This window comes from Pseudoalteromonas sp. NBT06-2 (assembly GCF_002276045.1).
GTDB lineage: Bacteria > Pseudomonadota > Gammaproteobacteria > Enterobacterales > Alteromonadaceae > Pseudoalteromonas.
On the sequence record NZ_NQMR01000052.1, the window covers coordinates 19,934 to 35,099 of the forward strand.

The 15,166-nt window shown below is 34.8% G+C and carries 11 protein-coding genes; 7 read left to right on the forward strand and 4 right to left on the reverse strand.

All coding sequences use genetic code 11. The features are described 5' to 3' along the window. The first annotated feature begins 9 nt into the window (after positions 1-9). The 5 genes from CJF42_RS11865 to CJF42_RS11885 are packed head-to-tail and all read left to right on the forward strand — an operon-like array spanning position 10 to position 7,432. Positions 10-504 (forward strand): DUF411 domain-containing protein, encoded by a 495-nt coding sequence (locus tag CJF42_RS11865; RefSeq protein WP_095366891.1) that lies wholly within the window; start codon positions 10-12, stop codon positions 502-504. Between the two features lie 11 nt (positions 505-515). Continuing rightward, positions 516-1,910: a TolC family protein gene (locus CJF42_RS11870; protein WP_252097596.1), complete on the forward strand. Its 1,395-nt coding sequence runs from the start codon at positions 516-518 to the stop codon at positions 1,908-1,910. Further along, the gene (locus CJF42_RS11875) at positions 1,910-3,439 is read left to right on the forward strand and encodes an efflux RND transporter periplasmic adaptor subunit (RefSeq protein WP_095366893.1); all 1,530 of its coding nucleotides are present in this window, start codon (positions 1,910-1,912) and stop codon (positions 3,437-3,439) included. The genes CJF42_RS11870 and CJF42_RS11875 overlap by 1 nt, the downstream gene beginning before the upstream one ends. An 11-nt stretch (positions 3,440-3,450) precedes the next feature. Continuing rightward, entirely contained in the window at positions 3,451-6,576 is a 3,126-nt protein-coding gene (locus tag CJF42_RS11880) for an efflux RND transporter permease subunit (protein ID WP_095366894.1), read from the forward strand. Positions 6,577-6,604: 28 nt separating this feature from the next. Then, positions 6,605-7,432, forward strand: a complete 828-nt coding sequence (locus CJF42_RS11885; RefSeq protein ID WP_095366895.1) for a formyltransferase family protein — start codon at positions 6,605-6,607, stop codon at positions 7,430-7,432. A gap of 92 nt (positions 7,433-7,524) precedes the next feature. On the opposite strand, the gene CJF42_RS11890 is transcribed toward CJF42_RS11885, so the two are convergent. Both CJF42_RS11890 and CJF42_RS11895 read right to left on the reverse strand, forming a co-directional pair. Further along, complete coding sequence (locus CJF42_RS11890) at positions 7,525-8,154, reverse strand: lysoplasmalogenase (RefSeq protein ID WP_095366896.1); 630 nt, start codon at positions 8,152-8,154, stop codon at positions 7,525-7,527. Positions 8,155-8,363: 209 nt separating this feature from the next. Then, complete coding sequence (locus tag CJF42_RS11895; protein ID WP_095366897.1) at positions 8,364-10,433, reverse strand: S8 family serine peptidase; 2,070 nt, start codon at positions 10,431-10,433, stop codon at positions 8,364-8,366. Positions 10,434-11,154: 721 nt separating this feature from the next. Here CJF42_RS11895 and CJF42_RS11900 point away from each other — a divergent pair. Both CJF42_RS11900 and CJF42_RS11905 read left to right on the forward strand, forming a co-directional pair. After that, entirely contained in the window at positions 11,155-12,195 is a 1,041-nt protein-coding gene (locus CJF42_RS11900; RefSeq protein ID WP_095366898.1) for a Leu/Phe/Val dehydrogenase, read from the forward strand. 407 nt (positions 12,196-12,602) lie between these two features. Beyond that, positions 12,603-13,262 carry a CatA-like O-acetyltransferase gene (locus CJF42_RS11905; RefSeq protein ID WP_095366899.1) on the forward strand — a complete coding sequence of 220 codons (660 nt, stop codon included), beginning with the start codon at positions 12,603-12,605 and terminating at the stop codon, positions 13,260-13,262. Between the two features lie 44 nt (positions 13,263-13,306). On the opposite strand, the gene cmoB is transcribed toward CJF42_RS11905, so the two are convergent. Beyond that, on the reverse strand, positions 13,307-14,275 hold the full coding sequence (gene cmoB, locus CJF42_RS11910) for a tRNA 5-methoxyuridine(34)/uridine 5-oxyacetic acid(34) synthase CmoB (RefSeq protein ID WP_095366900.1): 969 nt from the start codon (positions 14,273-14,275) through the stop codon (positions 13,307-13,309). Positions 14,276-14,295: 20 nt separating this feature from the next. Then, complete coding sequence (cmoA, locus tag CJF42_RS11915) at positions 14,296-15,021, reverse strand: carboxy-S-adenosyl-L-methionine synthase CmoA (RefSeq protein ID WP_095366901.1); 726 nt, start codon at positions 15,019-15,021, stop codon at positions 14,296-14,298. Between the last annotated feature and the right edge of the window lie 145 nt (positions 15,022-15,166).

A 15,166-nucleotide genomic window follows, 5' to 3' on the forward strand; every position in this document is an offset into this window, starting at 1 on the left:
GAAGACGTTATGTATAAATCACTTTTAGTAATATTAACTTTAGTTGTGCTTATTGCTTGTACTGATAGCAATAAAAGTAATCAAAGCAGGCAAATAAGCAAAGAAAAAACACATTTAACCATATATAAACGAGAATCATGTGGTTGTTGTAATGATTGGATCACCCATTTAAATAACAATGACTTTCACACACAAGCCGTTAATGATGAAAATTTAACAAAATTTAAATTAAATAAAGATATCGCGTCACGCTATCACTCTTGTCATACCGCTGTATCTACAGATGGTTACGTATTTGAGGGGCATATTCCTGCAAAATATATTCAACAATTTTTAGCTAATAAACCTAAGAATACGATAGGTTTAGCTGTGCCTGCTATGCCTGTTGGTAGTCCAGGTATGGAAATGGACGATAAATTCTCACCTTATAACGTTTTGTTACTTCGCAAAGATGGCACTTATAGCACATTTGCAAGTGTTTCAAATCAAAAGAAACAATACTAATGAGGTGTGGTATGTCTAGCTCTAAAAGTAAAATATTAGTTGCTTTGGTTTTATTGACTCACTTTAATTTGATGGCATCAGATGTAGATAGTGAATCATTACTTACTTTGCAAAAAAGTATTACAAAAGCACAAGAGAATGACCCTTGGTTAACAGGAAATCAATATCAACAAGATTCAGTTAAATCTTTAAGCATAGCTGCAGGTACATACGCCGATCCTAAAGTCTCATTATCTATTGCTAGTTTACCAACAGATACTTTTAATATGTCACAAGAGGGTATGACGCAATTTAAAATCGGTGTAGCGCAAATGTTTCCAAGGGGGGACTCATTAGCACTTAAACAAAAGCAATTAGAACTGAACTCTGAACAATACCCATATCAAAGACAAAACAGAAAAGCCAAAATTGCAGTTACTGTTGGTCAGTTATGGTTAGATACTTATAGAGTTCAAAACAGCATTCGTTTAATACAGGCTGATCGCGCTTTATTTGAGCAATTAACAGATGTAGTCGCTGCGAGTTATGCTTCAACTCTAGGAAAAACCCGTCAACAAGATGTGATCCGAGCACAGTTAGAGCTTACTATGCTTGATAACAGATTAAATCAGTTGCAAGAGCAAAAAAATCGTTATGAAGGGCTGTTATCTCAATGGTTAACATCTAAAAATTTTAACGCTGAACAATCAATTAATTTGCATAGTATGAATGTAGGCGAAGTGCTACCAGAAGTTATGTTACTCAAAGAAAGTATTATAATATCAGATGTTTGGTTAACCCCTGATAAATTAGTTAAACACTTTACCGCGCATCCAAACATTATGGCGATTGACAAAAAAATTGGTGCCAGTACAAAGGGCATTGAGTTGGCAAAGCAAAACTATGAACCACAATGGGCTGTAAATGCCAGTTATGCTAATCGTGATGATGATCCTATGGGTAATAATAGGGCTGATTTATTTTCGGTAGGGGTGACATTTGATTTGCCTTTATTCACTGATAATCGTCAAGACCAACAAGTCAGTGCCGCTATTTCTCAAACAGAGTCAGTTAAAACTGAGCGTTTAATCGCTTTACGACAATTTCTAGGAGTTTACTCAAGTGCTAAAGGTCGCTTAAAAAAATTAATTGACCGTCAATCTTTATATCGCACTAAGTTATTGCCACAAATACAAGATCAAGCAGAAGCATCTTTAACTGCTTATACCAATGATGATGGTGATTTTGCTGAGGTAGTACGCGCACGTATAGCGCAATTAAATGCAAAAATTGAAAATTTAGCCATAGAAACAGAGATACAAAAAGTGCAATTAACATTGAATTACTTATTTATTAATCAAGCAGATCAAATGTTGAATTTCACAAAAATGGCTAACTCAAATAACAATGCATTAGGAGAAAAATAATGAATTTAAATATTAAGCTTGTTCTAGTTGCATCACTAACTGGTGTATTAACTTATGGCATTACATCACAATTTCAAAGCGCTTCAGTGACAAATATGGGCTCTCATGCCGAAAAAAATGAACCATTGTATTGGGTTGCGCCTATGGATGCTAATTACAGAAGAGATAAACCAGGCTTATCTCCTATGGGGATGGAGTTAGTGCCTTTTTATGCAGATGGTGCTTCAGGTTCTGATTCAGGTCTAGGCACAATCAAGGTTTCTCCTTATGTGGTGAATAACTTAGGCGTGAGAACCGGTGAAGCAAAAACGAAGCAATTACATTTAGAAATTAAAACGGTTGGTTATGTAAAATATGATGAAGATAAATTAATTCATATTCATCCAAGAGTTGAAGGTTGGGTTGAAAAACTTTATATCAAAGCCTTAGGTGATCCGGTGATTAAAAATGAACCAATTTATTCTTTATATTCACCTGAATTAGTTAATGCTCAAGAAGAGCTGTTATTAGCTATGGGTAGAAAAAACACCCGTTTAATTCGTGCTGCTGAAAATAGATTAGCTGCATTACAATTACCAAAATCTGCGATTACTAATATTAAAAAAAACCAAAAAGTGTCACAAACAATTATATTTTATGCGCCACAATCAGGGGTAGTTGAAAACTTAAACATACGAGAAGGTTTTTTTGTAAAACCAGGCACAAAAATAATGTCTATCGGAGCACTTGATGAGGTCTGGGTCGAAGCTGAAGTATTTGAAAGGCAAGCCAGTCAAGTTAAGAAAGGTACGGCCGTTACTATGACTTTAGATTATTTACCTGGACGTGAATGGGTAGGTAAAGTTGATTATATTTATCCTACTCTTGATGAAAAAACACGTACTGTAAAAGTCAGATTACGTTTTAATAACCAAGACATGATGCTTAAACCGAATATGTTTGCGCAAGTGGTTATACATGTAAAAGGCAGTGAAGCATTACTTATACCAACTGAAGCACTCATTCGTACCGGTAACCAAGATCGTGTGGTTTTAGCTTTAGGTGAAGGGCAATTTAAGTCTGTTGCCGTTAAAGTTGGTCGTTTCGACGATAAATCAGTCGAGGTTATTTCAGGTTTAATTGAAGGTGATAAAATAGTCACTTCAGCACAATTTTTATTAGATTCTGAGTCAAGTAAAAGTTCAGATTTTAAACGCATGTATCATAACGAACAACCTAGTTCGGTTTGGGTAGAAGCAAGCATAAATAGCTTAATGGCAAACCATAATATGATAAATGTTGATCATCACGCTATTAGTGATTGGGATTGGCCGAAAATGACTATGGACTTTATGGTGTCACCCCTGGTTGATTTTTCAAGTCTAGCAGTAGATATGATGTTACATATTGAAATTACTAAAGATGAAGATGGTAGCTTTGAAATCACATCAGTTCATATTCCTGAGCTAATGACTACTAAAAATAACGTGATGGGCGCTGAAGAAAAAATTCAAGTTATGCCTAATTCAAACGTTCACAACGGCCACTAGAGGGAGGATGTATGATAACTTCAATTATTAAATGGTCCGTTTATAATCGTTTTTTTGTATTGTTAGCCGCTGCCATTATCGTGGTAACAGGTTTATATTCAGTCAAAAATACAGCCGTTGATGCCTTACCTGATTTATCTGATGTGCAGGTAATCATTAAAACAACCTATCCGGGACAAGCACCACAGGTCGTGGAAGATCAAGTAACTTATCCTTTAACCACGGCTATGTTATCAGTACCAGGAGCTGAGACCGTAAGAGGATATTCATTTTTTGGTGATTCTTATGTTTATATCATTTTTGATGAAGATACTGACCTTTATTGGGCTCGCTCTCGCGTACTTGAATATTTGTCTCAAGTAATGCCTAATTTACCTGAAAATGCACGCCCACAACTGGGTCCTGATGCTACGGGGGTGGGGTGGGTATATTTATATGCCTTAGTGGATAAAACAGAAAATAATGATATAAGTCAGTTACGTAGTTTACAAGACTGGTTTTTAAAATATGAGTTGCAAACTGTACCGGGTGTGTCTGAAGTGGCGGCTTTAGGTGGCATGGTTAAACAATATCAAGTGAAAGTTGATCCTGATAAATTACGCGCATTTGGTATTCCCTTATCTTTAATTCAAACGGCAATTAAACAAGGTAATCAAGAAATTGGTGCATCTGTAGTTGAAATGGCTGAAGCGGAATATATGGTACGAGCGACAGGTTATATCAAAAATGAAACCGATTTGGGCAATATACCTTTAGGAGTTAATAAAAATGGTACACCATTATTGCTTAAAGATGTTGCTGACGTTGGCATTGGTCCACAAATGCGCCGAGGTATAGCTGAACTTAATGGTGAAGGAGAAACCGTAGGCGGTATTATTGTTATGCGCTTTGGTGAGAATGCTCAAGAAGTAATTAATGGTGTTAAAGCGAAATTAGAGCAGCTTAAAAAAGGTTTACCTGAAGGAGTTGAAATTGTTACAGTTTATGATCGAAGCGGTTTGATTGAACGTGCGGTTAATAATCTGGCCTTTAAATTACTGGAAGAGTTTGGTGTTGTTGCGCTGGTTTGTATTGTATTTTTATTTCATGTTCGCTCATCCCTAGTGGCAATTTTCAGTTTACCTGTAGGTATATTAGCTGCATTTACGGTAATGCATATTCAAGGTTTAAATGCCAATATCATGTCGTTAGGCGGGATTGCAATTGCAATTGGTGCCATGATTGATGGCGCGATTGTTATGATAGAAAACATGCACAAACACATGGAGCGAACACCCTTGACCAATGAAAATCGTTGGAAAATAGTGGCTGATTCGGCTGGTGAGGTAGGGCCTGCATTATTCTTTAGTTTATTAATTATCACAGTGAGCTTTGTGCCAGTATTTACTTTAGAAGCACAAGAAGGTCGCATGTTTTCACCTTTAGCTTTCACTAAAACCTATGCAATGGCGGCTTCTGCTGCACTGGCTATCACTTTAGTACCTGTGTTAATGGGGTATTTTATTCGTGGTAAAGTGTTATCCGAGCATAAAAACCCAATAAATAGATTATTAACAGCGGCTTATTTACCTGTACTTAAAAAGGTACTTAATTTTCCAAAAATAACCTTAGTGATGGCTTTAGTCGTACTCGGGATCGGTTTATATCCGGTGAATAAAATCGGTAGTGAATTTATACCGCCTTTAGATGAAGGTGATATTATGTATATGCCAACAACTTATCCGGGTATTTCTATTGGTCAGGCAAGACAGCTGCTACAACAGACTGATAAGTTAATTTATACTGTACCAGAAGTTAAAACGGTATTTGGTAAAGTAGGTCGTGCCGAAACTGCAACCGATCCAGCACCTTTAACTATGATCGAAACTTTTATTCAGCTGAAACCTCAAAATGAATGGCGTGAAGGCATGACCACAGAAAAACTGAAAAAAGAGCTAGATGCTTTAGTTAAGCTACCTGGTGTTACAAACGCATGGGTAATGCCAATAAAAACGCGCATTGATATGTTAGCTACGGGTATAAAAACACCTGTGGGCATCAAAATCGCAGGGCCTGATTTGGCTAAGATTCAGCAAATTGGCAAACAGCTTGAGGTTATTTTAAAAGATGTACCAGGTACCGCTTCAGTTTATGCTGAACGTGTTGCTGGTGGGCGATATATTAAAGTTGATATTCAGCGAGCTAAAGCAGCGAGATACGGTTTAAATATCGTCGATATTCAACAAGTTGTTTCTACAGCAATTGGTGGTATGAATGTATCACAAACCATTGAAGGATTAGAGCGTTACCCTATTAATTTACGTTACCCTCAAGATTATCGAAATTCACCTGAGAAATTAAAATTATTGCCTATTGTAACACCTACAGGGCAGAGAATATCACTTAGCGATGTTGCTAGTGTAGTTATTGAAGATGGACCTCCGGCAATAAAAAGTGAAAATGCACGTCTCAATGGTTGGGCTTTTATAGATATTGAGGACGTTGATATTGGAAGTTATGTTGAACATGCGCAAAAAGTTGTATCTGATGAATTAGATTTACCTGCGGGATATTCTATCGCTTGGTCTGGTCAATATGAATATATGTTAAGGGCAAAAGAAAAACTGACATATGTTATACCTTTAACCATATTTATCATAGTGTTATTGTTATTTATTAACTTCCGAAACTTTATTGAAGTTGGCATTATTATGGGTACTTTACCACTTGCTATGGTAGGCAGTATTTGGTTAATGTACTTGCAAGGTTTTAACTTTTCAGTTGCTGTAGGGGTAGGTTTTATTGCTTTGGCGGGTGTTGCGGTTGAAATTGGCGTAATTATGTTGGTTTATCTGAACCAGACTTATCAGCAGTTATTAGTTGATTGCCAAGAAAAAAGGATCAAACCAGATAGTACAAGCTTAAAACTGGCTATTTTAGAGGGAGCTGGTATGCGCATTAGACCTGTAATGATGACTGCAGCAGCTATTATTGTCGGTTTATTACCCATTTTATATGGCACAGGTACAGGTTCAGAAGTAATGAGTCGAATTGCAGCACCTATGGTTGGAGGCATGCTTAGTGCGGTATTTTTAACCTTGTTAGTACTACCTACCATTTATTTTGTTTGGCGTAAAAAATCGATTAAAGATATTTAATAATGGTTAATATGAAAGGAATTAAATAATGAATGTTGCGTATTTTGGTAATGATTGGCATATCGGGTGTGTAGATGTTTTTAAACAAAATGGCCATACCGTTAGTCATATTTTTATCAATGGCGAAAAAGCGTTTAATCACAAAATTCGTCAATACGCAGCTAAAAATAATATTCCTGTTATTAGTGTGAAACCTGATGAAAATCAAATGAAAATTATTATACAGCAAGGTGTTGAGTGTTTATTTTCAATTGAATATGCCTGGTTAATTCCCATTTCAGATAATATGAAAAATGTTTACGCATTGAACGTACACCCTACTATGTTACCTCATGGGCGTGGTACAACACCTGTTAGTTGGATTATTAACTCTTATCCGCAATATGCAGGTGTGACATTCCATAAATTAACAAATGAATTTGATTCAGGTGATATTATATATCAAAGTCCTATGACATTAGCTCCAGATGAAAGCTTTGAGACTTTAATGATTAAGTTACATCTAAGCATTCCAAAAATGCTAAATAAAATATTGAATGATTTTGATTTTTTATATCATAGGGCTAAAAAGCAAGATGTTGGTAGTACTTGGCCAAAACTTGAAATAAATAATCGTGTGATTGATTGGAATATGACCACAAAACAAGTAAAAGCATTGGCAGCTTGTTGTGGGAGATTTGGCATAGTCGCAATGCTTAATAATGAAACACTTTTGGTGAATCATATAGAAGTAGGTCAAATTGAACATGATTATAGCAATGGTAGCATTATTAAAGAAGATAATGAGACTTATGTCGTTGCCATAAGGGATGGTTTTATCATTTTAATGAAACATAACATCATAGAAAGGATTTGATGATTTTACAAATTAATCAAAAACATTTAAATACAAAGGCAGACTTGTTAAATCGAAAGCTGCCTTTTTAACACTAATCACGCGTTATTAAATTACTGTAATGAAAGTACTATGCAGGTTTGTGCTATGTAATAAGTACTCAATACAGATATTTGTGCTAGTTTGAATGATTTCACAAATCTTGCAAAAGCTAAAATAGAATCAGACAGCATAAACCAGATAGCACCTATTAAAACCATTAAGCTTCCTGTTGTATTCGCTGTTTGATAAAACATATTAGCGGTGATCACCATAGCTTGTAAAATTAAAGCATAAATTAAGACAGGGATTTTTAAGTTGCCTGTTTTTGGTAGTAATACTGCTAAATAACCAAAACCAATTAGCACAATGGGAATAACAGCATATAGGTTAATGCTGATTTGTGAAGCGTTTAAAAAGGCCATGATATAAAATATGTGCGCAATTAAAAAGCTGATCAAACCTTGCATAAACTTATCAGATTTGAGCATTAAAAAGACATCGCCAAGTAGTGAAAAAGCTAATCCTAAAAAAATTAAAAAAGCATAATGATTTAATTCAAACCCTGTTAAATATAAGGCAAAACTAATAATCGAAAATGTTGTTAGGGGCTTTAATATGTAGCAGGCAAAAATTTTATTGTAATGATCGGCGATAATATGAAATGAGCCAAATAGTGTAATTAATATAATAAATAGAAGCATATTTTTTCTTATTGTTAGTTTGTCTCTAAAATCGAGATTATGATACCCAAACCACTTCAAGATGCAGTCCTGAAACTGGTATCTTGAAGTGGCTTGGGTACAGGTTTATTCGATTGTAGTGTTTTTGCTCTATATTTGTCTTTAGTTATTTTAATTTTATAGAAAAAAGCACGATAATCTCGTGCTTTAATGGGGAAGTTTTATATAGATTATTGACAAGAACCTAAGTTACTCCAGACCTGCCATGGACCAGAATTTTGTTCTGGATTATCACCTTGGCTCCACCAGTTATTTTTATATTTAGTGCCATTAAGTGCTACTTCAGTACCCGATGAATAAACAGTACTTGCAGACCAAACCTCAAGTCCAGAACAACCTTGATTTGCTTCTGAAACTGAGACTGAATTTGTATAAGTGTCCGTTTTATTTCCAGTATCAGAAACTGTTAAAGATACTTGATAAGTTCCAGCTGAGGCATATGTATGACTCGGGTTTTTGCTAGCAGATGTATTGCCATCGCCAAAACTCCAATCATATGCAGTAACACCTTTATCATCAGTTGAATTATCGGTAAAATTAGCTGTTAGCTGTGAAGTAGATACACTGAATTTTGCTTTTGGTGCTTGGTTTTCATCTGGTCCTCCATTTTTACATTCTCCCTGATCTTGCCAAACATTAGTGAAAATCGTAGGTTTTGCACCAGTAGACCACCATGTCGCTTTATATTTACGGTTATTATATGATGCAAGATCATCAGTCTTGTAGCTAGTAGTTGAGCTCCAAGCTGGATATCCATCACAGCTCACAGTGCCGACCTTAACTTGAATTGTTTTGTGATCCGTTTGGCTCGCTGTATCTGTCACTGTAAGTGTTACATTGTATTCACCATCAGCAGAATAAGTATGGGTTGGGTTTTGTGACGTAGATGTCGCGCCATCACCAAAGCTCCAAGAGTAAACATTAATGCCTTTATCATCAGTTGAATTATCTGTAAAAGTAACTGACTTACCATTTATGCTATGACTAAAGTTTGCAATAGGCTTTTGATCTGTTGTACCACAGTTTGAATTTGCTAAATAATCACTGGCATTTTTGGCTTTAACAATACCATAACCATAAGATGTATCTCTGCCAGATGCCCCTTTATCTTGTGCAGTATTATTTAATGCATTTCTAATATCTTGATTTGAACAACTTAAGTTATTTGACCAAACGAGTGCTGCCACACCTGATACATGTGGTGTTGCCATAGAAGTTCCACTAATCGATTTATAAGCATTATTATTCCATGTTGAATTAACATTAACGCCTGGTGCAGCAATTTCTACTTGTGAATTATATTGAGAGAAAGATGCTTTTGTTCCTGAACTATCTACGGCTGCAACTGATACTACAGAATCATAAGATGCTGGGTATGACATTGAAGAGTTACCATCATTGCCTGCGGCGGCGATATGTAACATCCCACGGTTATAACTATTATCAAATGCTTGTTTTTCAGCTGTAGATGAGCCTCCACCACCTAAACTCATACTCGTAATGTTAGCGCCTGCTGCTTCACATTGATTGATCGCTGCAATTAAATCAGAGCCATATGCCCAGTTACCTGAATCGTTAAATACCTTTACAATATGTAAACCCAGTTGGCCAGATGGGTTGACACCAACGACACCTTGATTATTACCGCCTATTGCAGCGATTGTACCTGCAACATGCGTTCCGTGGCCATTACCATCGTTATACCAATTACCAGTGTCATTTGAACCATAACCATCATCACCTGTCACACCTGTGTTAGGCAGATCTGGATGGTTTAATGTGTAACCTGTATCCATGATACATACTTTTCTGTTACTACTTTGGGAATCTGATAATTGTTGAGCTTGCACCATAGAAATACCGTAAGGGGTAGATTCAGATAAAAGATAGCGTTTAGGATCCACTTCAACCAAACCCACATTTTCATCTTTAAGTAAAGCTGCTTTTTGCTCTGCGTTTAATTCAACAGCAATGGCATTTATATCAGATAAAGTATGAACTAATATTGCATTTACATTATTTGCTGTTGATTTCATTAATGAAAGCTTTGCAGCTTGAATACTATGTGCTGAATTAGCTTCAGACTGCGCCTTAAAGATAGCGCTGTCATTTAAATGGACAATAAAGCGTTGGGCTTTATCTGTTGATTCTAATTGAGCACTTGTACTTGCTTGAATGCCTGATGTAATGAGAGATAAGGCAAACCCAGTTGCTAAACTAATTTTTGTTTTATTATTCATTTTTCTAAGTTCTCTTTATTATTTTTAATATTGTTTTTAAAACTGCGTATTCATTTTATTGAATATACATAGCAATCAATTTAAATGTTAAATTGGTGTTAATTAATAAATAGGTTTTTTTGTTTTGTGTCAAATCTGGGTAAATTTATTTGTATGAACGATTTAGTTGGTTTTTGTTTTTCATTGAAGGTCTTATTGTTGATGTATATATATTTATACGTTTAAATTTAATATTTAATTTATTATTATTAATGGCTTATATTTTATTTTTGGTATTTTTTAAATTAATGTAAATTAAATTTTTATTTCGTAATTAATAACACCCAGTGTGTTTGATAGCTTTTAAATCTAAGTTATAATTATTTAGAATATTAAAGTGCATCAAAATTAATTTTAATATTAAAGTTGTTTAAATTGTGTAACGTAGGATTGACATTAATTTTTAATGTCATAACAGTTTTGTTTATTTTAAATGATACATTTATAAAAATGAATAATTAATTTAATAACATTTAATGTTTTGTATTAAATATTCACTATGTTAGTGTTTTAGTCGATAAATATAAAGTTTTCATACCTAAAATAACTTGTTATCCCAAAAAGTAGCAAGCCGATACACTAAATGATAGAGTTCGTGCAATTGTAATAAATCAGTAAAAGCACCTAGTTGATACTAAACTTAAAATAGGTTTAGGGGCGCACTTAACTTCGGAGAATAAAAGTGACTGTATTTAATCAAGTTGAATTTGATAACCATGAACAAGTGGTTTTTTGTTCTGACAAAAAGTCAGGTTTAAAAGCCATTATCGCTGTACATAATACTAAACTGGGTCCTGCTGTAGGCGGTTGTCGTTTATGGGATTACGCAAGTGATGAAGATGCTGTTTATGATGTATTGCGTTTATCAAAAGGGATGACTTATAAAAATGCAGTTGCCCGCTTACCATTTGGTGGTGGCAAGTCTGTCATAATCGGTGACGCTAAAAAAATCAAATCAGAAGAATTATTCCGTGCTTTTGGTCGCCAGCTTGAGCGTTTAAATGGTAGCTACTATTCAGCTGAAGATGTAAACATTACGACAGGTGATGTTGCTATCATGAATAAAGAAACTAATTATGTTTTAGGTCTTGAAGGTAAAAGTGGAAACCCTTCACCTTTTACTGCTTTAGGTACTTTTTTAGGTATTAAAGCGGCGTTTAAGCATATTAATGGCCATGAAGATTTAAGTGGTGTTAAAGTTGCGGTTCAAGGTTTAGGTGCTGTGGCATATGGTTTATGTAAACATTTGTATTCAGTGGGTGTTGAATTATTCGTAACCGATATCAACCAAGCTGCAATTGAACGTGTTGTAAATGATTTTAATGCAATAGCTGTTGGTATAGATGAAATATATGACTTAGATGTTGATGTTTATGCACCATGTGCACTAGGTGCAACAGTAAATGATGAAACAATTCCACGCATTAAAGCAAAAATCATAGCGGGCTGTGCAAATAACCAGCTTGCTGAATGTCGTCATGGAGAAGTATTACGTGAAAAAGGTGTTTTATACGCACCTGATTATGTTATTAATGCAGGTGGTATTATCAATGTTTGGTATGAAACACATGAAGGCGGCTACAATGAAGCGGCATCAACTAAACATGTAGAAGGTATTTATACTACTTTATGTGAAATATTTGAGCGCTCTCAAGCAGAAAAAAAATCCACGCATTTAATTGCTGATGAATTAGCGCAAGAGATTATTAAAAACGGTTTATAATATACTCTGCTAATTGGAAATTCAGGTTCAGAGCATGGGTATAAATCTATTGCATATATACCCAAGCTACTTGGAAATGCATGATTTCAGCGGGAGTTTAAATGGTCAAATACAAGACATTTATTGCAGGTAATGGTTATTCCCTTATCAACATAAATAACGCGGTAGTTGACCATTTAAAACCCGCCCGTAGGGAATTTATCAGGTAAGTAATCACTACGTTACATTAGTTTGAAAGGCAATAAGCATTCCTAAAATGATGTGCCTTGTGCTAACTCACCTGATAAATTCTGAAACAAGCATTATCAAGTGGCTTGGGTATATTTATTATTACTACTATGTGGTGTAAAGAATATAAATGATAAAATCCTCGTATATTACGGGGATTTTTGTTATTAGGAATTAATATGAATAATGTGACTAAAATAGATCTAAGCAAATGGGAAAGAGCACAACATTTTGAGTTCTTTAAAAGCTTTTCTGATCCTTATTTTAATGTTACAGCAAATATAAATGTTAAAGATTTGTTTGTATTTGCAAAAAGTACTGGGGTTTCATTTTTTCACAGCTATTTATTTTTAACGCTTAAAGTAGCAAATAATTATCAGCCCATGCGTTTACGTATTAAAAATGATGAAGTATTACTGGTAAAGCCAGTCAATGCCAGTGTTGTTCAGCTATGCAATGACGAGTCTTTTAGATTTAGCTATATTGATTTTGACAATGAATTTAATCAATTTGATATAAAAGCAAAATTAGCAGCTAATAAAGCTAAAATAGCGCCCTTTTTTTCAAATGATTTTAACAACAATGAGGGTCAGCTCAATACACTTCATATTTCGGTATTGCCTTGGCTTAATTTTACTTCATTTAAGCATGCTACACATTTACCTAATGAACTGGGGATCCCTAAAATGGTGTTTGGAGCATATGATGCTGAAACAGGAAAAATGCCATTATCAATAGAAGTACATCATGCGTTGATGGATGGTATTCATATCGCTAAATTTGTTAATCAATTACAAACATATTTAAATGAACCACAGTTTCATATCATGACAAGTTAAACGAGACTAAAGTCTCGCCTACGAATAGATAAACAGGTGTCGACTTAAACTTTAGCAATAAATATAGCTCTTAGTGGAGCCGGATAACCTTCGATCGTTTTTGATTTGTCGTTAGGATCTAAAAAACTATCTAAAGATTCGGTTTCTATCCAATCTGTTACACGTTGTTCTCCTAAAGATGTTGTATCTTCATTCACAACTTTAATATCCTTAAAACCAACACGTGTCATCCATAATTTTAATGCGTCACAACTTGGAATATACCATACGTTACGCATTTTTGCATAACGATCAGTTGGCATTAATACCGCTTGTTCGTCACCTTCAATCACTAAAGTTTCTAAAATTAATTCGCCACCAGGTTTTAATTGCGCTTTTAATTGTACTAAAAAGTCAATTGGAGAGCGGCGGTGGTATAAAACCCCCATAGAAAACACTGCATCAAAAGCTTTCAGTTGTGGTAATGCTTCAACGCCAATAGGAATTAAATGTACTTTAGGATCTGGATTAAAATGTTTTATAGCATGGAATTGACATAAGAATAGATCTGTTGGATCTATGCCAACAACAAAATTAGCGCCTTCACCTCGCATTCTCCACAAGTGATAACCACTACCACAACCAATATCGAGCACGGTTTTACCTTCAAGAGGAGAAATATGCGCTAACAAACGATCCCACTTCCAATCACTACGCCATTCAGTATCAATATGAATGCCATGAATATGATAAGGTCCTTTGCGCCAAGGCATCATGCGTTTTAATAAATGGGTTATTTTTTTATCATGGCCAGCGATTAATTCATCAGCAGTGCCAAATTCAACTTTTTCAGTAATATTTATATTTTTGGTATTAGTCTGAGGTAAGTTTTTTAAAACCTTTTCCCATTTAGGTAAATCACCATGTGCAGCTTCATCTTGCCATTCACGTAATTGTGTTGGTAGTGTTTCTAGCCAAGGGCTAAGTTCAGTTTGCGCAATTTGAGCGTAAAACGCTTTAAAATTATTGTCCATCTATAAACCTATTCAAAAATCTATTTAATTGCTATTAAAGAGCAAAAATTGAAACACTGATACCAGACTTGTGTTTGGGAAAATCCGATATTTTGTAATCGTGTTAAATGACTGCTTAAAGTATCTGGCTGCATAACATTTTCAATTGCTGTGCGTTTTTGGCTAATTTCAAGTTCTGAGTAACCATTAGCACGTTTAAAGTCGTGATGAAGGTCAATGAGTAATTCGTTGGTTTGTTCATTTTCACCGCGAATTTTTTCGCTCAATAATAATATGCCACCAGGATTTAGACCTTTATAAATTTCTTCAAACAAGCTAAGTCGTTGCTCTTTAGGTATAAATTGTAAAGTGAAGTTTAACACAACAACGGATGCATTTTTGATTTCACATTCTGTAATATCACTAAGTCTTACATCAACAGGGATATCTGAGCGAAAACCTTCTAAGTGTAATTTACAGCGTTCAACCATAGGTTGAGAATTATCTAATGCGATAATTTGACAGTTTTCTTTGTTGATATTACGTCGCATGTTTAAAGTGACTGCGCCTAACGAACAACCAAGATCATAAATATTCGAGTTATTTTGTGCATACTGACCAGCAAGCTTACCCATAGTGCTGACTATTGTTGTGTAGCCAGGCACTGAACGTTGTATCATATCAGGAAATACTTCGACCACTTTTGCATCAAAACTAAAATCTTCTACTACTTGTTTATTAGCATATATGTTGTCTTTAATAGTCACTATTTACACTCATTCAATATCAATTGCGCTATTTTACGCATTTTGTTTGGATTAGTCAGCGTTAAAGTGATATTTATCACTTTGGAATATTTACTAATAATGTGATCCTAACATTCAATTTCCTTAAAAGTAGGTTAGACTTCTA

Coding starts and splice junctions, on each gene's coding strand:
- CJF42_RS11890 (WP_095366896.1), bottom strand. CDS start 8,154: ATGCTTCTATTTATTATATTAATTACACTATTTGGCTCATTTCATATT.
- CJF42_RS11905 (WP_095366899.1), top strand. CDS start 12,603: ATGAATAATGTGACTAAAATAGATCTAAGCAAATGGGAAAGAGCACAA.
- CJF42_RS11880 (WP_095366894.1), top strand. CDS start 3,451: ATGATAACTTCAATTATTAAATGGTCCGTTTATAATCGTTTTTTTGTA.
- CJF42_RS11865 (WP_095366891.1), top strand. CDS start 10: ATGTATAAATCACTTTTAGTAATATTAACTTTAGTTGTGCTTATTGCT.
- cmoB (WP_095366900.1), bottom strand. CDS start 14,275: ATGGACAATAATTTTAAAGCGTTTTACGCTCAAATTGCGCAAACTGAA.
- CJF42_RS11875 (WP_095366893.1), top strand. CDS start 1,910: ATGAATTTAAATATTAAGCTTGTTCTAGTTGCATCACTAACTGGTGTA.
- CJF42_RS11885 (WP_095366895.1), top strand. CDS start 6,605: ATGAATGTTGCGTATTTTGGTAATGATTGGCATATCGGGTGTGTAGAT.
- CJF42_RS11870 (WP_252097596.1), top strand. CDS start 516: ATGTCTAGCTCTAAAAGTAAAATATTAGTTGCTTTGGTTTTATTGACT.
- CJF42_RS11895 (WP_095366897.1), bottom strand. CDS start 10,433: ATGAATAATAAAACAAAAATTAGTTTAGCAACTGGGTTTGCCTTATCT.